Raw genomic sequence first — 22,526 nt, 5'->3', positions numbered from 1 at the left:
ACACCTATTTATTCACGACTTCACTATGTTATTTATTTTACAAGATTTATCCATTTTTTGATATGGAAAACTCTGTTTATTTGCTGTGCTGATAGCATTTCCATCCTGCTTACTATCTTACTTATTATCTTGCTTATTATTATTTTCCCGGTAATGCAGAAAAAACAATGGTGGGGATAAAGCTCCCCACCTCTGTTATTATATATTCAAATCTCACTGTATATATTTAAGACTATGAACGATAATCCCCATTGATCTTCACGTAATCATAAGTCAGGTCACAACCCCATGCCTTGGCTGTCACTTCACCTATTCCGAGATCTATGTTGATGTGTATCTCATCTGAGCTCAATACCTTGGCTGCCTTCTCCTCTGAGAATGGTACGCCTGCACCGTTGCGGCATACTGGAACCACGCCAAATTCTGACTCAAGATCAACTGCAACCTTGTCTATATCAAAGTCAGCCTCCGCATATCCGATGGCACAGAGGATACGTCCCCAGTTGGCATCCTCGCCGAACATAGCGCACTTTGTAAGTGGGGAGCGGATAACGCTCTTTGCAACTATGATGGCTGTGTCAAGGTCAGGTGCTCCTGCAACTGTGCACTCGATCATCTTGGTTGCGCCCTCGCCGTCCGAGGCGAGCATCATGGTCATGCACTCCATAACTATGTAGAGTGCTTTCTTGAACTTCTCATAAGCTTCGTTCTCCGTGTCGATGAGCTTGTTGCCCGCAAGGCCATTTGCCATGACTGTCAGAGTGTCATTTGTGGACTGGTCTCCATCTACTGAGAGACAGTTGTAAGTAACCTTTACGATCTCTGAAAGTGCCTTCTGGATAAGCTCTGATGTGATGGCTATGTCTGAGGTGATGAAGTTAAGCGTTGTAGCCATATTTGGATGGATCATTCCGCTTCCCTTTGCCATACCGCCAAGGGTGCATGTCACACCGTCTATATCAAACTGGACAGCAACCTGCTTATCAACTGTGTCTGTGGTCATGATAGCATTTGCCGCCTTGTCGTTGCCTTCTGCTGAGAGACCGTCTGCAAGCTCTTTCATATGCTCCTCAAATGGCTCGATAGGGATGATCTGTCCGATGACACCTGTTGAAGCATTGATGACAAGGTTCACATCTATGCCAAGGGCATCCGCTGCAAGCTGGGATATCTTCTCAGCCTTCTCTATTCCATCTGCGTTGCATGTGTTGGCATTCTTGGAGTTCACAATTACTGCCTGTGCCTTGTTGCCAGACTTCTTCAGGTGCTCCTTGGTAACTGTAACCGGCGCGCCCTTCACCTTGTTCTGTGTATACACGCCTGCTGCCACACATGGCACCTCTGAAAATACCATTCCGAGATCATTCTTATTCTTATCAGGGTTCAGTCCACAGTTAAGTCCATTTGCTGTGAAACCCTTTGCAGCACACACGCCACCGTCTACATATGTATAACCGTCATATATCTTCTTATTCATAGTAATCCAATCCCTCCTAAAATGTATTTTAACCAATCTTCATCAATTGGATGCGCACAAGTATATAGTACAATCTGTAATCGTTTTGACATTAACTGATGCAGGACATACGAAGGCGCCGGCTCTCAGTGAGCCTGCGAGCGCTAGCGCCGCTGCAGCCTGAGTTGAGCGGGAGCGCTCCTGCATGGTTATGTCAAACACGATACAGACTATATCAACTTAATGTGCACATCAAATTGATATATCCTATCTATTCACCCACGCAAGGAACTTGTCCAGTCTGCCCATGGTCTTGTCTTTTCCAATCACGTTCATGATGGTGAACAGATCAGGTGAGTTCTGCTTGCCTGTGATGGCAACTCTTACTATGGTACATACATCTGTGATGCTGCCCTTGTATCCGTCAGGATTCTGCTTATACTCCTTGACATTTGGACAGTAGCCGATCTTCTCGCCCATGACCTTCATGCTTGAGAACCAGTCCTCTGAGTCAAGGAAGAGATCCTTCTTGTACTCCTCGATAACCTCTGTGATCATCTCTGGTGTGTACTTCTCGTCTATCTCATACTGGAGATCCAGCTCATCTTCTGGTGTATACAGATAGCCGAACATCGCGCGCAGATCTGACCATTTGCCGACGTCCTTGCGGACCTTCTTGCCTGACATCTTCCACAGGTTGATGGTCTTCATGAAGCCGTCCTTGTCCTGTGTGCCAAATGTATATATGTTCTCGTCATGCTCCTTTGCCCACTCCATGATGAGTTCGTAACACTCCTCGGCTGTGAGCTTTGAGATCATCTCCTTGCTGACATCGTTGAGCTTCACCATATCAAAAAGTGCACCGCTGACAGGCATCTTCTTGAGTGAGAGTGTGAAGTCGTCTATTGTCTTGTCCGCATGGGCTGCATGCCACTCCTCGTAGTTGGAGTTTGCTATTGTCATAAGGTACTCAAGCACGCTGACTGATGGGAAGCCCTGCTCTGCATAGAAGCCAACCGCAGCCTCCGGATCTTTTCTCTTGCTGAGCTTTCTCTTTCTCTGGTGCTCGCCCTCCTCGTCCACAGTGACCTCAAGCTTCATGATAGGTGCGATATGCGCATACTTTGGAAGCGCAAATCCACACAGGTCAAAGAGCTGCTTGTGAAGTGGATATGACGCAAGCCACTCGTCACCTCTGATGACAAGATTTGTCCTCATGAAGTGATCGTCAACTGCATGTGCAAAATGGTATGTAGGTATTCCATCTGACTTCAAAAGTACCACATCCATGATATTCTCAGGCATCTCAATCTTGCCCCTGATAGGATCGCTGTAGATAACAGTCTTTCCTGCCTCGCCCGGACTCTTGAGTCTCACTACATAAGGCTCACCCGCAGCAAGCTTCTCCTCTATCTGCTCGTAAGTCAGTTTTCTTCCAACTGCATACTCACCGTAATATCCTATGTCAACCTTTGCAGCCTCCTGCTTTGCCCTGATCTCGTCAAGCTCCTCGGCTGTTGTAAAGTCAGGATATGCATATCCCTCCTGCATAAGCTTCTTGACACAGGTCTGATATATCTCTTTTCTCTCGCTCTGCTTATATGGACCATATATAGTCTCGCCGCCCTCAAATGGTCCCTCGTCAAATCCAAGGTCAAACTTCTTCAGCGAATTGATGATCTCATTTACACCGTCCTCAAGCTCTCTCTTCCTATCGGTATCCTCTATTCTGAGGTAGAACACGCCACCGCTCTGCTTTGCAAGCTTTCTTGAGATCATGGCAGCATACAGTCCGCCGATGTGCATATATCCTGTAGGGCTTGGTGCAAATCTTGTCACCCTTGCTCCCTCTGGAAGATCTCTCTCCGGAAACCTCTTCTCGAGGTCATCCACTGTATCTGTTATATCTGCAAATATCAAATCCGCTAATTTGTTGTAATCCATCTCCTGTTTTCACCTTTCTAACTAATTACTTCATGTTTTAAAATCTTCTAAATATCCCGCACCATCTGAACTGTACTGCGGAACAATATATATACTTCATTTGTACTATATCCTGTCTGATTATAATTTGTATTATGTTTTACGTCAATTCTTTAAACCACAAGAACTATTGATCTCGTAATAACTTACTTGAATTTCACCAATCACGCCACAACCGATATCGTTTCTTATCTGCACCGCGTGCTGCGTTGTTTTTGGGGTGTTGATCATCCCCAGCTCTCGTCATCCTAGTGCACTTATCTTCTTGATTTACATGTAAAATTCTCCACAATTATCTCATACACATTTACCGCTGCAAGCATCTGGTATGAGTAGTTGTATTTCTTCTTCTCTATCTTGTCAAATGACCTCATATTATCAGTATTTCTTGTGAGCTGATGATTCATGAGGCAGTTAAGTGCCGCACACTTCTCCTCCGGTTCTGTGAGCTTTCTGGCTGTGCCATTTCCCATGATACTGCTGTAGAGATAACCGAAGCTGCATGCATTTGGTCCCTCAACCAGATAATGATCCGTGTCCATCTCTATGGCAACCTTCGGATCTGCCGCCAGCGCATCCACCTTCCTGCCATCGCCGGCAGAATGGAAGTAAAGCTTCAGGACATCCTCTTCGTAGGTATAGCCGAAATTCAACGGAACTATGTACATTCCCTCTTCATCATGCACCGCCATCCGGAACACCTTGCACGAATCAAGTACATCCACTATCTCTTCACGATCTGTTATCATCCTGTCACTTCTCCGCATCTCCCGCATACAATACCTCCCTCTATCATCATACAGTCTTGTGCAATCCTCTTTTTCTCATCTGCTATCTTAATCTCTAATCACTCGAAGATCAAAATACAATCTAATAAAATAGTATAAATGACGCCGGCATATTTTCAAGTTCTTTGGACTTTATATTATTCGGATTTTTACAATCTTTTTAATGCACCAGCCCACTCTTTTCTAATATCATCCATGAGCTTCATCATATATATCGACTCAGCCAGAGGCATCGACTCACTCTGCGTTCGTCCCTGTCTGATCATATCCAGACTCTCCATGATCTCATACTCATAACCACTTATCTGTTCCGGTACATCCACGTGTCTGATAAGCCTGTCCTCACAGTCGAACACATCTATCCCCTGCGGATTATTTATATTATTGACTATCATATATCCCTTCTCGCCATAGAAGATTCCTTTTCTGTCCGATCTGCCATATATGCTGTGGGTCGTCACTGCCATCCTTCCGTCTTCGTATTTGACTGTTATACTCTCCTGTCCGTCTACCCCGGTCTCATGCATCATGACAGACGATTCGATAGCTGATATCTCCTTACCCATATGCATGACAATGAAGTTCAGCCCGTAAACTCCCACGTCTAAAAGGGCACCTCCTGCCAGTTCTGGTCTTATCAGGCGCTCTATCTTTGATATCGGATAGGACAGGTTGCAGGTCATTGTCCTGATATCCCCTATCACACCTGATTCCAGAATTTCATTTATTATCTGTCTGGACGGCATATATCTCGTCCATATCGCCTCAGCCACATACACCTTCTTCTCTGCTGCCAGAGCTGCGATCTTCTCAGCCTGCGCAGCATCGTAGGTAAATGCTTTCTCGCAGAGTACATTTCTTCCATGTTCTATGCAGAGCTTCATATGCTCATAGTGATGTGAATGCGGCGTTGCAATGTATATAAGATCTATCGCGTCATCACTTACCAGTTCTTCATAGCTTCCATAAGCCTTATCTATATCAAATTCCCTGGCAAATTCATTCGCCTTTTCCAAGGTTCTTGAACCTACTGCATACAGCTCCACATTATCCATCTTATTTATCGTATCTGCCATGACACCGGCAATCTTGCCTGCGCCCAATATTCCTATGTTCACGTGCTGCCCTCCTGCTATTTCTATATGTTTTCAAGTGCTATCGCTGCACATATCAATCTTCCCAAGTATTCTCTTGTTATTTATTGACAAATTTGACACTACACATCCGATTATAACACACAGCCCGGAAAAAAGAAGAAAAACTCCTGATGCCAGCGATAACTGACACCAGGAGTCCTCCCCTTTATTTTGAACACCATTGCCTGTGTCCAAACCACAATGTGTATATTATTTTGTTTTATGTTAATACTGTGTCAACGCTTATTATAGGCTATTGCCATGACATATATCAAGATATTTGTTTTCTCTCTGTATTGTATGCATTCGCAGCAACTGGTTACTCACTGTATGGCATACATTCTTAGCAGCTGACTACTCCCTGTACATAAGGTAGCTGTACATATCTGCGTAATCGTGTCTTTCATTCTTGATGAAATCGATGGCTTCCCTTGGGTGCTGATTCAGCATTCCGGTCAGCATGTATGGCACATCATAGCCCCATACTGCATCTCCCTTTGCCTTGAGCGGAACCATGTACTGCTCTATGAACTTCAGGATGTGGTACAGGTTGTACTTTGGATTTCTGAGGAATCCAAGAAGAAGCTCAAGTGCACAATTTCCTGCGCCCCTGCCCATACAGCTTACAGTTCCATCGAGCATGCTCGCACCACTCCTCATTGCCTCAACAGTGTTGGCATAGGCAAGCTTTAAGTTGTCGTGTGCATGTATTCCTATCTTCTTGCCATACTTCTCTCCAACTGCGACATATTTCTCCGCGAGTTTCTTGATCTGCTCAGGGTACAGTGAGCCGTAGCTGTCAACAATGTATATTCCATCTACATTGCTCTTACCAAGCATCTCAAGGGCAAGATCGATATCCGACTCCTGATCCTTTGAAACTGCCATGATGTTGCATGTCGTCTCGTATCCCTTTGCATGTGCATCCTCAATCATCTCGATGGCTGCCGGCATAGTGTTGATGTATGTCGCCACCCTCACCAGATCGATGACACTGTCGGCTCTGTCGATAATATCCTTCTTGTAGTCACATCTTCCAACATCTGCCATAACCGAGATTTTCAGATCTGTATTGTTCTCCCCGACGATGGCTCTTATGTCCTCCTCGTTACAGAACTTCCATTTGCCGAATTTGTTCACATCAAACATTTCCTTGGAGGCCTTATAGCCGAATTCCATATAATCAACCCCCGCCTTGATGTTCGCTTCATAGAGGGCTCTTATAAACTCGTCAGTAAAATAGAAATCATTGACAAGTCCTCCATCTCTTATTGTTGCGTCAAGTACCTGAATGTCAGGTCTGTAGGTGATCAAATCTCCGCCTATCATAATAGTGTCCTCCTTCTTCTTTTTTACATCAACCTTTCAATGGGATTTTTGATAACGGTCGATGTTTTCTCAATTTAAACTTGCGTCACTTTAACGCGTTGGTGTATGTTGGTGACTTTGTTTAGTATAGCACATAAATAAATTAATGCAAGGACTTTATTCAAAAATACAATCTTGGGCTTTTCTATTTTCATCTACAGACCAAGATTTAAATATACCACCTTAGAAAACAGTCTGGCTGTTTTTATCCTTTTTCGTATAAAATCAAGATTCCAGAATAATTTTCTCACAAAAAAATATAGAACAGCCTAAAAGATACAATTTTCTGGAACTTTGTATCTTTTAGGCCTAAATTGTTGATTTCTGGATAATTTTTAGCTCAGATCCTCGCCGTTGGTCTCGATGACCTTCTTGTACCAGTAGAAGGAATCCTTTCTGTATCTCGCAAGATCCTTCATGTCAAACTCATCTCTGTTGACATATATAAATCCGTATCTCTTGGTGATTCCCTCGTGGGTGGACACGAGATCAATTGCTGACCAAGGGCAGTAGCCCATCATCTCTGCGCCCTCGTCTGCTGCCAGCTTGATCTGCTCTATATGTTTTCTTAAGTACTCTATACGATAGTCGTCGTGTACCTTGCCGTCCTCTGTGAGCTTGTCATATGCGCCGAGACCATTCTCTGTCACGATCATAGGAAGGTGATATCTGCTGTACATCTCTCTTATAGTTGCCCTAAAGCCGTCAGGGTCTATCTCCCAGCCAAACTCTGTGCGAAGAAGATTTGGATTTGGATACGCTTTGTATACCCCCGGCTCAATACCGGCTGACTGCTGATCCTTTTTTTCTGAGTCCGTCACAGCAACCGGACTGTCATCCCACTCAACCGTTGCAGTATTATAATAATTGAAACCTATAAAATCAGGATTTGCCTGCTCCATGATATCCATATCTCCGTCCTCGATGACTGGAATGGCATCATGTTCCTCAAGAAACTTCCATACCAGGTCGTTGTATCTTCCATACACTGCCATATCAAGGTAAAGCCAGTTTCTTATCGCGTTGAAGTTCTGTGCTGCCAAGACATCCTTCGGCTTGCATGTAGCAGGATATACCAGTGAAATATTTGGTGCAGGACCAATCTTTGCACCAGGACACATCTCATGGAGAAGCTTCATGGCCTTTGCCTGAGCAAGGAGCATGTGGTGATTCTCCTGATAAAGCTTCTTGTATTTATTTGTCACGCCCTCCATGTTGCAGGTTCCGATCACGTCACCCACAAGTGTGAGCATGTTCTGCTCATTGATAGTCAGCCAGTACTTTACTCTGTCGCCATAATTTGTGTAGAGAAGCTTTGCAAATTCAACAAACTCGCCAACACTCTCTCTTCTCGACCAGCCACCCTTTTTCTCAAGAGCCGCAGGAAGATCAAAATGGAACATTGTGACAAGCGGTTCGATTCCGTACTTGAGACACTCATTTATCACGTTGTTGTAAAAGTCGATTCCCTCCTGGTTGACTCTGCCTGTTCCTTCAGGAAGAACTCTGCTCCACGCGATGGAGAATCTGAATGTCTTGAATCCCATCTCAGCCATGAGGGCTATATCCTCTGCGTATCTGTGGTAAAAATCAGCGCACACGTCCAGCTCACTTGTTCCCGCTGGAACTGTCTTGATGTCCTGTACACTTGGTCCCTTGCCGTGTGACAGATTGGCACCCTCAACCTGATATGCACTCGTTGATGCTCCCCAGAGGAAGTTCTCCGGAAGTCCATGTTTCTTTGTTATCACCATAGTTTTGTCCCTCCATATTTTATTTATAATATTACCAGCCTTTATTTCACGCCCTCATACTTCTGCTTATAGTTGTAAAGTGCGCCAAGAAGATTCGAGTCATTGCGGAACTTGCATGTGTCGATAACCATACCATCGTAGGTCTTGGTCATCTTTCTTATCTTGTCCACATACCTCTTAACCCCCGGAACAAAGTTCGGGTTGGCACTCATTCCACCTCCGATAAGTATGACATCCGGATCGATCGTCATGTACAGATTACAGCAGAGCTTTGCTATGGAGAAGTATGAATCCTCAACCATATCTATGATCTCCTGATTGCCCTCATCAATCCACTGATATACCATCTCACCGGACACCTCCTCAGGCTTCATATGCATGATCTTGGATGCCTTGTATGTAATTGAGCTTGCAGTACAAGTTGATGTTACCATGAACGGGTTGTATTCAAATGTCTCCTCGACAGTCAGCTCTTCACAGCATCTGACATTATTCGCCTCTTCTCTTGTCATATTCATGAGTGCATATGACAATTCACCAGCAAGAAGTCTCTTGCCCCTGTGGATCTTTCTGTCGATGATTATTCCACCGCCGATTCCTGTACCCACGACAACGACTGCTGCATTTGTGGCCGTGCTGGCATTGCCCAGCCACACCTCTGCGAGAGCCGCACATTTGCCATCGTTCTCAAGGGCTACAGGCACACCGCCGCATGCCTCTGATATGAGATTACCAAGATGTGCACCATCAAGATACTTGATCCCGCCACCGCCGTACACTATGCCGCGCTCAACATCTATCTGTCCAGGAAGCCCCATGGCAATTCCTGTTATGTCACAATCCAGTACTTTCTCGTCATACACCCTCTTGATCTGCGCCACAAATGCCGGAGTTCCAGCCTCGGCATATCTGTCGGTTGGAGTCTTACCCTTTCCCGATATATTGCCCTCATCGTCCATTAACGCATACTTTATAAATGTTGCCCCTACATCAAATACTAAATACATAAATCCCTCCTGTTTTTCTCATTACCCATTGTTTTTTCTTTCTATATATATTTTTATATTCACCTTGTCACTCTCGTTCTCTCCACAGCATCCTTCCAGCCTGCAAGAAGAGTCTCCCTCTTATCCTCGGTTATCCCCGGCTTAAATCTTCTGTCAGCCTTCCAATAGCCCTTGATCTCATCCAGGCTGTCATAGTAGCCAACAGCAAGTCCGGCCAGATATGCAGCACCCAGAGCTGTTGTCTCCGTGATCACAGGCCGCACTATCTCGGCATTCTCTATATCTGCCTGGAACTGCATCAGGAAGTTGTTGGCACTTGCACCGCCGTCCACTCGAAGGCTTGTGATAGGAAGTCCTGCATCCATCTCCATAGCCGCAAGAACATCCGATGTCTCATATGCCAGTGATTCGACTGTCGCCCTGACAAAATGTGCCTTATTGGTTCCTCTTGTGAGGCCGAACACTGCCCCTCTGGCGTACGCATCCCAGTAAGGAGCGCCAAGGCCAGTAAACGCAGGTACCACATATACACCATTACTGTCCGGCACCGACAGAGCAATACGCTCAGTATCCGCCGCACTGTCTATGAGCTTCATCTCATCCCTGAGCCACTTGATGGCTGCTCCAGCCACAAACACACTTCCCTCAAGCGCATAGCTGACTTTTCCGTCAAGTCCTATGGCTATGGTGGTGAGAAGTCCCTGCTGCGAGTCAACTGCCTTATCCCCCGTATTCATGAGGAGGAAACAACCTGTTCCGTAGGTGTTCTTCACATCTCCGGCCTCAAAGCAGCACTGCCCGAACAGCGCAGCCTGCTGGTCTCCGGCAACTCCCGCTATAGGCACCTCACCGCCAAATATCTCTCTGTCCGTGTATCCGTATATCTCACTGGAATTTCTCACTGCCGGAAGCATGCTCTCCGGGATGTTGAACTTTGCAAGTAATTCCCTGTCCCACTCCAGTGTGTGAATGTTGAAAAGCATGGTACGCGATGCGTTTGTGTAGTCCGTTGCGTGAACCCTTCCGCCTGTGAGCTTGTATATAAGCCATGTGTCAACTGTTCCGAACATCAGCTCCCCTGCCTCTGCGCGTTCCCTGGCTCCCGGCACATTGTCAAGTATCCACTCTATCTTCGTTGCAGAGAAATACGGATCAACTATCAGTCCCGTTTTCTCCCTTATCACCTTGTCATATTCTTCAGCCTTAAGCTGCTCTATCCTGTCCGCAGTTCTCCTGCACTGCCACACTATGGCGTGATACACCGGATTGCCGGTCTTTCGATCCCACACTATGGTTGTCTCTCTCTGGTTGGTGATTCCTATTGCGGCTATGTCCTCGGTGCGGATTCCCATGGTCTCCCTCGCCTCCATCATCACCGACATCTGGGTTGCCCATATCTCCATAGGGTCATGCTCCACCCAGCCGTTATTCGGGAAATGCTGGGTGAACTCCTTCTGCTTCACCGAGCATATCCTGCCTTCCTTATCAAATATTATCGCCCTTGAGCTGGTCGTTCCCTGATCCAGCGCCATTATATAATCTGCCAAATTGCCCTCCTTCTGATTCACGGACGCTCGGTTCTAGTGTTTTGCAACCAAACTGATGGGTATGCCTTCTCAGGGGACGCTCCCGCTCGTTTCGCCCTGCAGCGGTACTAAGATGCTGCTTAGCGCACCATCTAAGGACCGGCGGGCTCAAATGCCCCTGCGAAGGCATACCCATCAGCTTGGTTTATATACACTGTTAAACCTCGCTGTTCTCCGTAATTATGTATGGTCCGTCGGGCAATTTTGCCCTGACAAACCTTTTAACCTTCTTCCTTTTAAGTATCTATCAAATAAGCCAGAATCAAATAGTTCAGCTTAATTGTTTTGATCAAATTTTCTCAATCGTTTTTCAGATAATTCTCTCTCAAATGTTCGTTCACTCTCTCGACCTCTAGTTTGAAGTCTCTTGAAGACATGCGGATCGCACCCTGTCCCATGGTGACTATCTGCTCCAGTCCGTCCGATGTGACCACAGTGACCTTATGCTTTCTCGCAAGCTCATGTGTGAGCTTTTCTATGTGCGCATCGGCGGTCTCGCCCTCTTTTGTGTACACTACCTCTATATCGTCATATGGGAATCTCTCCCCCTTATTATCCTTCACCTTGTAGCCGTCAAATACCACTATCAGATGACAGTTCATATATCCCTGATAGTTCGACAGGATATCCATGAGCTTACCTCTCGCGGAGTCTATATTGTGCTCCGACAGTTCCCGAAGTGTATCCCACGCAAATATGACGTTATAACCATCCACTATGACATAGTCCTCGCCACTCTTTCTGCGCTTGAATGCTCCAGGTGTTGCTATCCCTCTGTCGGCTGGCCTGCTGCCCACGACAGGCCCATTCCCGGGCTGTCTGTCTCTGGACTGACTCTTATTATACTGTCCATTTCCACGATATCCCGAATTTGAAGAATCTCCTGCCGTACCAGCAGACGCGCCGCCTCCGGCTGTGCCGTCACTTCCTCTGCTGGAAGTTCCATTTACCTTATACTCAGATGTAGTTCTCCTGAATCTTCCGTTCAGTGCCACATCCTTATCCTTGTAATCTCCGCCAAATGTCCTTGCAAATATCTCGCTGAGTTCCTCGTCCGTGATGGACATATCCGACACGCTCTTTCCCGGCCTGTTCACAGGAATATCCGTAACATCGCCATCCTCTGTATACCCCAGCTGACCTGAGATCTCAAATCCCGGATCCTCCTTCACATGCATGTTCTCATACACATCGTACCAGTCGACCAGATAACCTGCACCGTGGGCACAGAATACCGATGATGATGGATTAAACCTGTCAAGCTCAGGATCATAATGTCTCTCAGCCAGAACCTCTTCGGTGTTGTGGCATGGCTGATAGCCGTCTATATCCACCTGAAGCCTGCCTGTACCTCTAGAAAATGCCGTGAGCTCACTGTAATACTCTCTCATAGTGTATACCGGAGCATGTCCAGTGATAACCGTTGTCTCGCCTGCGATCTCCTGTCCGTCCATGCTGCCGCTCATCTTCACTATGTCAGCAAGCACTCTGCCCGCATACTCCTGCGGCACCTCTATTTTAAATGCATACACAGGTTCAAGCAAGACACTTTCCGCCATCATAAGTCCCTGTCTCACAGCCCTGTATGTCGCCTGCCTGAAATCTCCGCCCTCAGTGTGTTTCTGATGTGCCCTGCCTGCGGTGATAGTTATCTTCATATCCGTGATCGGGGATCCCGTCAGCACCCCTCTGAATTCCCTTTCCTGTAGATGAGTCAGGATCAATCTCTGCCAGTTCTTGTCCAGCACATCCTCGCTGCAAATGCTGTCAAAGCACATACCGCTGCCATTTTCCATAGGTTCAAGCAGCAAATGTACTTCAGCATAGTGTCTGAGCGGTTCAAAATGTCCCACTCCCATGACCGGAGCTGCGATCGTCTCTTTGTATGTTATCCTGCCCTGACCGTACGTGATGGCTATGCCAAATCTGTCTCTGACCATCTGCGCCACAACCTCCAGCTGCACCTGTCCCATGACCTTGATGTATATCTCACCGGCTGCCTCATTCCACTGCACCTGCAGCAATGGATCCTCTTCCTCAAGCTGTCTGAGCTTTGACACCATCGTGACCGCATCCACATCAGTCGGGTACATAACCTTATAGCTGAGAACCGGCTCCAGACTTGGAAGCTCTCCATCCGGGCAGGCACCGATTCCCTGTCTGCCGTAGGTATTCACCAGTCCCGGAACAGCACATACACAGCCCGCAGTGACATGATCCACCATGTCATACTTTGCACCGGAGTATACCCTTATCTGATTTACCTTTTCAAGTGTTTCCTCGCCTTGTCTGCCTGTAAGCGTGAGTACATCCTTTAGTCTCAGGGTTCCCCCTGTGATCTTCATATAGGTCAGCCTCTCTCCTTTGTCATCACGGCCGATTTTAAATACCCTGGCTCCAAATTCATCCGTTCGCCGAGGCTCCGTCACATATCTGTTCATTCCATCCAGCAGCTCAGCCACACCATCATTTTTAAGTGCCGAACCAAAATAACAAGGAAACAGCTTTCTGTCTGCCACAGCCTTAGCTATGTCATCTTCCCGGTTTTCCCCGGTCTCGAGGAATCTCTCTAGCATATTCTCATCGCACATGGCTATGTGTTCACCAGCATCTTCACATAAAAAATCGACACAGCCATCACTCAGTCTGTGTCTGATATTGTCCATGAGATACTCCCTGTCATACCCCGTCATGTCCATCTTATTTACAAATATAAATACAGGAATCTCATATCTCTCAAGCAGTTTCCACAGTGTCTCCGTGTGGCTCTGCACTCCGTCCATGCCATTGATGACCAGAACCGCATAATCAAGAACCTGCAGTGTCCTCTCCATCTCCGTGCCGAAATCCACATGCCCCGGAGTGTCAAGCAAAGCTATATGCATGTCCTCATAGGTAAGCTCCGCCTGCTTTGAAAATATGGTTATTCCTCTGTCCTTTTCCTGACTGTCCGTGTCAAGGTATGTATCCTGATGATCCACACGTCCAAGCTTTCTGATACGTCCAGTCTGGTATAGCATCGCCTCGGAGAGTGTGGTCTTGCCTGAATCAACGTGGGCCAGTATGCCCGCGACTATGTTCTTCATATGTATCTTTTCCCTTCACCAGCCGATATATATCACCCGCCACGCATCTTGCTAACCATTGATATATATCGATTCTTTATAAACTCATTTATTGGTTCAGCTATGAGTCTGTATCCGCCATACCAGATTCCCTATTTTTCATTCTGCGCCGCCTTATATCTCTTGAACCTCTTGAAGAATATGGCTGTAAATGCGCCTATGATAAATGGGAACATAAATGTGGCAAATCTATAGAGAAGTGCCATGGCTCCGGCTGCAGCAGAACCAACAAGTCCCGAATAGATCGCTGTCATAACAAGCTCACTTGACCCGATCCCGCCCGGCATAGGAATGACTGCCGCCAGCATGACACTCATGGCTGTTATACCTATTGACGTGACAATATTCATATCACACAGGTTGTGACACACTATATAAGGTATGGCAAACCAGCACGCGAACTTGCATATATCAAGCAGCATGACTACCACTATAAGCCACGGTTTCTTAAGTACAACCCTGGTGGCATCCTCCATCATAGCTGTCTGCTCACTTAAACTGTCAATCAGCTTTGCAAATCGCCCTTTAAACAAAGCATTAGCTTTTTCGAGAAGCCATCTGAGAAATCTGTGAAACGGTGGCCAGCACGCAAAGAGCACTATCGCCACCGTTATGAGTATGGTCGCTATAACTCCAAGGACAACATATGAACTGTATTTGCCGAATACTCCAAGCATATATTCTCTGTTTGCAAGAAACAATGCCACCGCCATAACGCATATGGTCATTTTGTGTATCGCATAATCAATAGAGTACAGACCAAGCGCTTTCGACGGCTGTATTCCGCAGTGTTTCATGAACAATGTGGATGCCACTATGGTACCGCTTCCAAGCGTTGACACCCTGTAAAATGACACAAAATACGTCATAATATTTGCATCGAAAAATGTCATATTGTTCTCCACCTGTCGCATGAGGATAAACGTTATGCAGCTCTCTATCACTCCGTATAAAAGCGTCGCTCCGAGAATAGCTGCCACGACCACAGGACTTGTCTTTACAAGCTGCGACATTATAGGACCTGCCATGTCACGGAACACATATATGATAAGTCCGACCAGCACCAGCACACACAACCATTTTATAAGTGTTTTCTGTCTATCTGATAGTTTTTTCATAGTCTTATATCCCTTTTCCCCTAATATCAATTCATTCAGATCAGTCTTATCCCAATCTGCCCACTATCTTAAATGCACCGGCAATCAGCTGCTGCCGTGGCGGCTGATCTCCTGTTTCGTACAATAGATTAACAATCTAACGAAAAAAATACAAGCATAATCAGCTTTATTTTGCATCTATTGTCATATCTGTACGAAGCCACGCTTTCACTATCTCCAGATCGCCGGCATACGGTCTCACGGAATTTCTTCCAACACGCAGTGTTTTCTCAGCTCCCTTTCCTGTGAGAACGATCACATCTCCAGGATCAGACTTATCAAGTATATACCTGATCGCAGCCTCACGTCTTGGCACTATCTTACATAGTTTATGCACATATCTGGCTATCTCACTGCCAATCTTCGCCGGATGCTCACTGCCTGAATCCTGCTCTGTTATCACCACCCGGTCTGCATATACATTTGTCATCTGCCCAGCCTCCCGCCTTCTGCCAAATGCCTTGTCTCCCATAGCACCAACCAATGCCGTAAGTCTGTCAGTTGGATATATACTTCTGATGGTCCGGAAAAGACTGCTATAGCTCATATGATTGTGCGCATAATCTATGATAACGTGTCTTCCATTCGCCTCAACAAAATTCAATCGTCCTGGGATAAAAAGCTCCTTAACCGAACTCTTAACTGTATCAATATCCACCCCCAGCTCAAGAGCAGCCAGTGCTGCAGCCGTTATATTCTCAGCGTTAAATTTTCCAACCAGGTTTGTATGTATAGTATCAGTTCTTCCTCTGTAGGAAAGCTCAAATGTAAGTCCAGACATTCCCATCTGCACATTTCCTATCACGGCATCTGCCGGGTCATGATCATACTGTTTCTGTCCAAACAGAATCACCTTCACGCCTTCCGGAACTGACTCCCGCACACGGTCATACATGTTGGTATCCCTGTTGATTATTACCGTATCACACTGCCTGAACATAGCCACTTTACAGGCAAGGTATTCGCCCATGTCTGCATGCCAACTATCAGATCCTCTGCCTTAAAAAATTCCACTAGCATATCAAGTTTTTTTCCCATAATGTATATGTCCTTTCCTGAACCATGCTCCATTTTATTTTGTCTTACTGTGATTTTTACCACACACATTAAACTTAGAGCCCATTCAGACATAAAAATAAGATATCCAAACAAGCTGCAACTGTCATATTTCTATTCTGACAATTACAGCTAATTAAGATATCTTAACTATAACACTGGAGTGGACTCCATGTGCAACCCCTTTATGGTATGTTTCACATACTTTTCATATTTATCCTATTCAATGACTATGATTTCATCGTTTCTGCAAGATTAATATTTGTAGATCACTTCCCTTGAATATCTATTATCACATACTCTGACCTGCACCCCGTCTTGAACTTGATCGCCCAATCAGATATTCCTGATGTCACGATGAAATCCGAGCCATCTATATTCTCCAGACCATATATCTGGTCATTTCCTCCCATGCCTGTTATCTCCTGAAACAGTTTTATGAGAAACAGCTGACCACCATGAGTATGTCCCGAAAGTACAAGATCAACTCCCGACGCCTTCTCATTTGCATAATCCGCAGGCTGGTGATCCATGACTATCTGATATTTGTCATCGTCAAGATCCTTCACCAGATCCTCTATGTCAGCTCTGCTGCCGCCGCGGTCCGTCACCTCGGACAGATCCTGTCTGCCTATTATGTAAAAGCTGTCGCCCAGCAGCACAGTCTCGTCCTGAAGTACTGCAACTCCATTCTTCTCAAGCTCAGCTATGATATCATCTCCATCATAATCCCTGCGCTCGGATGCGTAATACCCCTTGTCGTGATTGCCAAACACATAATATACGCCGTACTTAGTGTCCAGGGTTCCAAGCGCCTCGCAACACTTCTTCATATCAATAAGGCTCGTATCATCATCCACAAAATCGCCTGCTATCAGCACAGCATCAGGATCCTGTGCCTGTATCGCCTTCACATGCTCTGCAAATCCCTCACCGTCAAATGTTGTTCCCGTGTGGGAATCTGCGATAAGCGCAAGCTTTATACTGCCGACCGCTTTGTCGGTATGTATCGTGTAGTCCTTCTGCCACACGTTATGAGCCTGATACCAGCCCCACGACATGTATACGATTGTAATGATTATAGCGGTCACACCTGCATAATATATCTTTCTTTTTTTAGGTTTTACGCTGCTCTCTGCATTGTTCTTAATTATATTGCTCTCAGTTGTCTCACCCGCCGTTGATTTCATTCTGTTCTTCACCTTACCCACCAGCCAGAATGCGAACTCACAGACAAGCCAGAACAATATCATGTAGATCGTGACTATGATTGCGTTGATATACCCCATAGCCAGACTTAAAACTACTATGAAGACAACACAGGTCAGCGCACTGATAAGAATGCTAAGCCACTTTCTGTCCTTCGCCAGCTTATCTACCAATGCAATTTTTCTGACCCTTGTGATAAGATATATACATGCGGCTATGAACGCCGCAAACATAAATATAAAAATAAATGCCCACATCATTTGTATGTTCTCCCCACAAATATTTTCTTACACTACCATTGGCCGGTCATTTTCTTTACATAAAAAGCTTTTTGTCTCTCCCCATGTTTTTCAACATACCCCTCACTAGTTAATTTTTTAAGAGCATTAAACACAGAAGTACGTCCAACACTAGGACAATTTGCAAGCACGTCAGCAGCAGTGAACTTGCCAAGCTTATTATCAACATAAGACTTAACTATATCATATGTGGAACTCTTTACTCCCACATCATCCATAATACCTACACGCTCTTCAAATTCCTTATAACAGGCAAGAACCATCTGGAGCATATACTTGATAAACGGTGTCGGATCATTCATTTCTTCATGCCATCCACGATCTATTTCCTGGAGTACATCATAATAAACATCCTTAGTCTTCTCTATTTGTCTCTCAATACTAATATATTTTCCAACTTCATATCCGCTCTTATATAGTAAAAGTAACGTGAGTAATCTACTCATTCTTCCATTGCCATCATTAAATGGGTGAATACACAGAAAGTCACAAATAAATGCCGGAATTAAAATAAGCGGATCCACTATCTCTAAGGCAATGGTTTCACAGTAACTTTTACATATCAGTCCTATTGCCTCAGGCGTCTCGTATGGTGCAAGCGGCATAAATCTTATCACTTCCGTCCCATCTGGCTTTGTTTCCTTTATATAATTTTGTACACTCTTAAAACTGCCACCATAAGTTATTCCTGCATGCTTTAGCAAATCCCTATGTAGCTGCAAAATGTGATTTGGACTTACATCAATATAATCATGGCTTTCATGAATCGTATTAAGCACATCTCTATAACCAAGAATCTCTTTTTCATCCCTGTTCTTTGGAGTTGTCTTTTCCTCAAACAACTTCTTAATTCGTGTACTTGTTGTGACAATTCCTTCAATCCTATTGGAAGCCTCAGTACTTTGGATTTTGGATATTTCAACCAAACGTTCAAGTTGTGCAGGTTTCTGGCGTACAAAAAGCTCCTGCCTTCCCTTACTCTCATGAATTCTTGAGCATAAAAGCAGTATATCATTATCCCAGCATTTTTCAGCTAAATTCTTATAATTAAACTTTCTCATAAAAATCTCCTTACAAGTTCATCCCATATTTTTAAGTTCAATTATATCATATTTTGAACTTGTTTCCAATAACTTGAACTACATTGTTTGTATATTATCATACAACATTTTTGCACACAAAACCCCACCGCATCATCCCAATGCGGCGGGGCTACATTAGTATAAATTCTATATCACAGCAATTACTTTATATCCATTTAGCCGAATAACGGAGTTGAGTAATATCTGTCTCCACTGTCTGGAAGAAGTACTACGATGTTCTTGCCTGCATACTCAGGGCGCTCTGCGATCTGCTTTGCTGCAAAGTAAGCTGCACCTGATGAGATTCCTACGAGGATTCCCTCTGCTGATGCGATTTCCTTTGCTGCTGCAAATGCGTCATCATTCTCAACGGCGATGATCTCGTCATATACCTTTGTGTTAAGTGTGTCAGGAACAAATCCTGCACCGATTCCCTGTATCTTGTGTGCTCCTGAAACGCCCTTTGAGAGGACTGGTGATGTGGCAGGCTCAACAGCGATGACCTTTACATCTGGATTCTTCTCCTTCAGATACTCGCCAACGCCTGTGATAGTTCCACCTGTTCCGATACCGGCTACAAATACATCTACCTTTCCGTCTGTATCCTCCCAGATTTCAGGACCAGTTGTGAGTCTGTGTGCCTTTGGATTGGATGGATTTACGAACTGGCCAGCTACAAAGCTGCCAGGGATCTCCTTTGAAAGCTCATCAGCCTTTGCGATGGCTCCCTTCATTCCCTTTGTTCCGTCTGTGAGAACTATCTCAGCACCGTATGCCTTGATGATGTTACGTCTCTCAACGCTCATGGTCTCAGGCATAACGATGATCGCCTTGTAACCCTTGGCTGTTGCTATGGATGCAAGACCGATACCTGTGTTGCCTGATGTAGGCTCGATGATGGTTGCGCCCGGCTTAAGTGTGCCGTCCTTCTCCGCATCCTCGATCATCTGGAATGCGATCCTGTCCTTAACACTTCCTGCTGGGTTAAAGTACTCCAGCTTCGCAAGGATATTTGCCTTGAGATCATTCTTCTTCTCTATGTTTGAAAGCTCCAGAAGTGGAGTCTTACCTATAAGCTCTGCTGCGCTCTTATATATATTACTCATATTATCGTACCATTACCTTTCCTGATATTTATTATGTTCACTATTTGTAGTCTTCTCTTATATTCTACTCATTGTCCGTCTGTTTTAAACGACGCTGGGCTTCAACATGTCATTCAAAATGTCATCCAAAGCCAGCGCCGTCGTATATTCATTATTTATATCGATTACTCCTGAATTGCCTTGAATGCCTCGTCAAGATCCTCGATGATATCGTCTATGTTCTCAGTACCGATTGAAAGTCTGATCGTGTTCTGCTTGATTCCCTGATCGATAAGCTCAGCCTCGTTCAACTCTGAGTGAGTTGTTGATGCCGGGTGGATAGCCAGTGACTTAACATCAGCGACATTTGCAAGAAGTGAGAATATCTCCAGGTTATCGATGAACTTCTTGGCTGTCTCTGCATCGCCCTTGATCTCAAATGTGAAGATCGAACCACCGCCGTTAGGGAAGTACTTCTTATACAGTCTCTGCTGCTCAGGATCTGTGGATACTGAAGGATGGTTTACCTTCTCAACAAGTGGATGGTTGTTCAGGTACTCAACTACCTTGAGTGCATTTGATACATGTCTCTCAACACGGAGTGACAGTGTCTCAAGTCCCTGAAGGAATATCCATGAGTGTATTGGTGAGATCGTAGCACCTGTGTCACGGAGAAGGATAGCTCTGATCCTTGTGACAAATGCTGCAGGACCTGCTGCGTCTACAAAGCTTACACCGTGGTAGCTCTCATTTGGCTCAGTGAGCTGTGGGAACTTGCCTGATGCCTTCCAGTCGAAGTTACCGCTGTCGATGATGACGCCACCGATAGTTGTTCCGTGTCCACCAATGAACTTTGTCGCTGAGTGAACTACGATGTCCGCACCGTACTCGATAGGTCTTACAAGGTATGGTGTTGCAAATGTGCTGTCGATCACAAGTGGAATCTTGTGTGCGTGAGCGATCTTTGCAATTGTCTCGATATCTGAAACCTCTGAGTTAGGATTTCCAAGGACCTCGATGTAGAGGGCCTTTGTGTTCTCCTGGATAGCATCCTCAAATGCCTGTGGATCAAGTGGATCAACGAATGTTGTATCTACATTGTAATCCTTGAGTGTATGTGCAAGGAGATTGTATGTTCCGCCGTAAATATTCTTTGCTGCTACAATGTGGTCTCCTGCAAGTGCAAGGTTCTGAATTGTATATGTAACTGCTGCTGCGCCTGAGCCAACTGCCAATGCTGCAACGCCACCCTCGAGGGCTGCGATTCTTCTCTCGAATACATCCTCTGTTGGGTTTGTAAGTCTTCCGTAGATGTTGCCGGCATCCTTGAGTGCAAATCTGTCAGCTGCATGCTGTGAGTTGTGAAATACGAATGACGATGTCTGGTAGATTGGTACCGCTCTTGCATCCGTAACTGGGTCTGCTGTCTCCTGTCCTACGTGTAACTGTAATGTCTCAAACTTTAAATTTCTCTCTGCTCTTGTCTTCTTTGCCATGATCTTATTCTCCTTAAATTCAAATATTTTATCTGTCATGCGCACCTGCCCATTCATCTTGTCATGTATATGAGCTCATGTGGCATTATACTCTTCTTTATTATTCTCTGTCTATTATGTATGATCTGTTATTTATATCTGTGTCATGATTATTTGTTCTGTGTTTGATTTAACAGCAGCAACACATGACTTCTATGCAACACATTCGTCTATCTTCATTAAGGTACTGTGGTTTAAATGTCCTTCCCAGCATATCAACACCTCTTTCTCGATTTTCGTCTTTGAACTTTGACTTGATCGTATCATTTCTGTGATTATTTTTGCTTTTCACATAATTCCTACTCGTAAACTATGAATTAAGCATAGCTGTATATTACAGCCTAATTCCCACTTTGTCAATAGGTTTTTTATGAATTATCTTGATTGTTTTTTTTCAGATGTTATAATAGACATGTAAATGATGTAAAATCATCAGTAAATACAGGCATTTGGGAGGTTTATATTATGAAAGTATCCACAAAAGGACGTTACGCTCTGCGTTTTCTTATAAATATAGCATCGAGGACAGACGGCAAGCCAGTGAGCATCAAGGATGTTGCCGCACAGGAGGAAATATCCGAGAAATACCTTGAGCAGATCACTTCTATGCTGAACTCCGGCGGGCTGGTGAAGAGCACCAGAGGACCGCAGGGAGGCTATCTTCTAAGGAAAGCACCGGAGGACATAACTGTTGGAATGGTTTTAAGGCTCACTGAGGGCGGCATATCTCCTGTTGCGTGCCTTGATGCAGATGAATTCCAGTGCGACCGCGAGGCAAGATGCTCCACCATAGGTCTCTGGCGCAGACTGGACAAAGCGATCCGGGACGTGGTAGACACCACCACCATCGCTGACCTTGTGGCAGAAAGACCTGAGGCGGCAGATAACTATTGCATTTAA

At 45.2% G+C, this 22,526-nt stretch carries 16 protein-coding genes; 1 reads left to right on the top strand and 15 read right to left on the bottom strand.

Going from position 1 to position 22,526, the window contains the following annotated elements:
- Window positions 1–232 precede the first annotated feature (232 nt).
- From argJ to NQ536_RS02745, 15 genes are all read right to left on the bottom strand, one after another.
- Window positions 233–1,477 (bottom strand): bifunctional glutamate N-acetyltransferase/amino-acid acetyltransferase ArgJ, encoded by a 1,245-nt coding sequence (gene argJ / locus NQ536_RS02815; RefSeq protein ID WP_004851342.1) that lies wholly within the window; start codon window positions 1,475–1,477, stop codon window positions 233–235.
- A 246-nt stretch (window positions 1,478–1,723) separates the two neighbouring features.
- On the bottom strand, window positions 1,724–3,400 hold the full coding sequence (gene gltX / locus NQ536_RS02810) for a glutamate--tRNA ligase (RefSeq protein WP_004851344.1): 1,677 nt from the start codon (window positions 3,398–3,400) through the stop codon (window positions 1,724–1,726).
- Window positions 3,401–3,696: 296 nt separating this feature from the next.
- The gene (locus NQ536_RS02805; RefSeq protein WP_004851346.1) at window positions 3,697–4,215 is read right to left on the bottom strand and encodes a pyridoxamine 5'-phosphate oxidase family protein; all 519 of its coding nucleotides are present in this window, start codon (window positions 4,213–4,215) and stop codon (window positions 3,697–3,699) included.
- Between the two features lie 161 nt (window positions 4,216–4,376).
- Window positions 4,377–5,345, bottom strand: coding sequence for a Gfo/Idh/MocA family protein (locus tag NQ536_RS02800; RefSeq protein WP_004851347.1), 969 nt, complete (start codon window positions 5,343–5,345; stop codon window positions 4,377–4,379).
- A gap of 372 nt (window positions 5,346–5,717) precedes the next feature.
- Entirely contained in the window at window positions 5,718–6,692 is a 975-nt protein-coding gene (locus tag NQ536_RS02795) for an aldolase catalytic domain-containing protein (protein ID WP_004851349.1), read from the bottom strand.
- A 374-nt stretch (window positions 6,693–7,066) separates the two neighbouring features.
- Window positions 7,067–8,485, bottom strand: a complete 1,419-nt coding sequence (locus NQ536_RS02790; protein WP_004851351.1) for a glycoside hydrolase family 1 protein — start codon at window positions 8,483–8,485, stop codon at window positions 7,067–7,069.
- A 41-nt stretch (window positions 8,486–8,526) separates the two neighbouring features.
- Window positions 8,527–9,492, bottom strand: coding sequence for an ROK family protein (locus NQ536_RS02785; RefSeq protein ID WP_004851353.1), 966 nt, complete (start codon window positions 9,490–9,492; stop codon window positions 8,527–8,529).
- A 59-nt stretch (window positions 9,493–9,551) separates the two neighbouring features.
- Window positions 9,552–11,039 (bottom strand): glycerol kinase GlpK, encoded by a 1,488-nt coding sequence (glpK, locus tag NQ536_RS02780; protein WP_044998069.1) that lies wholly within the window; start codon window positions 11,037–11,039, stop codon window positions 9,552–9,554.
- 338 nt (window positions 11,040–11,377) lie between these two features.
- Window positions 11,378–14,164 (bottom strand): translation factor GTPase family protein, encoded by a 2,787-nt coding sequence (locus tag NQ536_RS02775; RefSeq protein WP_004851356.1) that lies wholly within the window; start codon window positions 14,162–14,164, stop codon window positions 11,378–11,380.
- A 131-nt stretch (window positions 14,165–14,295) separates the two neighbouring features.
- Window positions 14,296–15,321, bottom strand: coding sequence for a lysylphosphatidylglycerol synthase transmembrane domain-containing protein (locus NQ536_RS02770; protein WP_004851358.1), 1,026 nt, complete (start codon window positions 15,319–15,321; stop codon window positions 14,296–14,298).
- Window positions 15,322–15,487: 166 nt separating this feature from the next.
- A complete protein-coding gene (locus tag NQ536_RS02765; RefSeq protein ID WP_081445861.1) occupies window positions 15,488–16,330 on the bottom strand; it encodes a glutamate ligase domain-containing protein in 843 nt (280 codons plus the stop codon).
- 355 nt (window positions 16,331–16,685) lie between these two features.
- Window positions 16,686–17,885 (bottom strand): metallophosphoesterase, encoded by a 1,200-nt coding sequence (locus tag NQ536_RS02760; RefSeq protein WP_004851363.1) that lies wholly within the window; start codon window positions 17,883–17,885, stop codon window positions 16,686–16,688.
- 32 nt (window positions 17,886–17,917) lie between these two features.
- Window positions 17,918–18,985, bottom strand: a complete 1,068-nt coding sequence (locus NQ536_RS02755) for a Fic family protein (RefSeq protein ID WP_004851365.1) — start codon at window positions 18,983–18,985, stop codon at window positions 17,918–17,920.
- A gap of 197 nt (window positions 18,986–19,182) precedes the next feature.
- Window positions 19,183–20,112, bottom strand: coding sequence for a cysteine synthase A (cysK, locus tag NQ536_RS02750; RefSeq protein ID WP_004851367.1), 930 nt, complete (start codon window positions 20,110–20,112; stop codon window positions 19,183–19,185).
- A gap of 164 nt (window positions 20,113–20,276) precedes the next feature.
- The gene (locus tag NQ536_RS02745; protein WP_022058096.1) at window positions 20,277–21,587 is read right to left on the bottom strand and encodes an O-acetylhomoserine aminocarboxypropyltransferase/cysteine synthase family protein; all 1,311 of its coding nucleotides are present in this window, start codon (window positions 21,585–21,587) and stop codon (window positions 20,277–20,279) included.
- Between the two features lie 504 nt (window positions 21,588–22,091).
- Between NQ536_RS02745 and NQ536_RS02740 the strand changes: the two genes are divergently transcribed.
- Entirely contained in the window at window positions 22,092–22,526 is a 435-nt protein-coding gene (locus NQ536_RS02740) for an RrF2 family transcriptional regulator (RefSeq protein WP_004851374.1), read from the top strand.

Source organism: Coprococcus eutactus, assembly GCF_025149915.1.
GTDB lineage: Bacteria > Bacillota > Clostridia > Lachnospirales > Lachnospiraceae > Coprococcus > Coprococcus eutactus.
The sequence above is the reverse complement of the archived record's forward strand: the minus strand, read 5'-3'. Positions and strand labels throughout refer to the sequence as shown.

What these genes read in the sequence shown, in the direction of transcription:
- NQ536_RS02760 (WP_004851363.1), bottom strand. Translation starts at nt 17,885, where the DNA reads ATGATGTGGGCATTTATTTTTATATTTATGTTTGCGGCGTTCATAGCC.
- NQ536_RS02790 (WP_004851351.1), bottom strand. Translation starts at nt 8,485, where the DNA reads ATGGTGATAACAAAGAAACATGGACTTCCGGAGAACTTCCTCTGGGGA.
- cysK (WP_004851367.1), bottom strand. Translation starts at nt 20,112, where the DNA reads ATGAGTAATATATATAAGAGCGCAGCAGAGCTTATAGGTAAGACTCCA.
- NQ536_RS02785 (WP_004851353.1), bottom strand. Translation starts at nt 9,492, where the DNA reads ATGTATTTAGTATTTGATGTAGGGGCAACATTTATAAAGTATGCGTTA.
- gltX (WP_004851344.1), bottom strand. Translation starts at nt 3,400, where the DNA reads ATGGATTACAACAAATTAGCGGATTTGATATTTGCAGATATAACAGAT.
- NQ536_RS02755 (WP_004851365.1), bottom strand. Translation starts at nt 18,985, where the DNA reads ATGAGAAAGTTTAATTATAAGAATTTAGCTGAAAAATGCTGGGATAAT.
- NQ536_RS02770 (WP_004851358.1), bottom strand. Translation starts at nt 15,321, where the DNA reads ATGAAAAAACTATCAGATAGACAGAAAACACTTATAAAATGGTTGTGT.
- NQ536_RS02775 (WP_004851356.1), bottom strand. Translation starts at nt 14,164, where the DNA reads ATGAAGAACATAGTCGCGGGCATACTGGCCCACGTTGATTCAGGCAAG.
- NQ536_RS02745 (WP_022058096.1), bottom strand. Translation starts at nt 21,587, where the DNA reads ATGGCAAAGAAGACAAGAGCAGAGAGAAATTTAAAGTTTGAGACATTA.
- NQ536_RS02740 (WP_004851374.1), top strand. Translation starts at nt 22,092, where the DNA reads ATGAAAGTATCCACAAAAGGACGTTACGCTCTGCGTTTTCTTATAAAT.
- NQ536_RS02765 (WP_081445861.1), bottom strand. Translation starts at nt 16,330, where the DNA reads ATGGGCGAATACCTTGCCTGTAAAGTGGCTATGTTCAGGCAGTGTGAT.
- NQ536_RS02805 (WP_004851346.1), bottom strand. Translation starts at nt 4,215, where the DNA reads ATGCGGGAGATGCGGAGAAGTGACAGGATGATAACAGATCGTGAAGAG.
- NQ536_RS02795 (WP_004851349.1), bottom strand. Translation starts at nt 6,692, where the DNA reads ATGATAGGCGGAGATTTGATCACCTACAGACCTGACATTCAGGTACTT.
- argJ (WP_004851342.1), bottom strand. Translation starts at nt 1,477, where the DNA reads ATGAATAAGAAGATATATGACGGTTATACATATGTAGACGGTGGCGTG.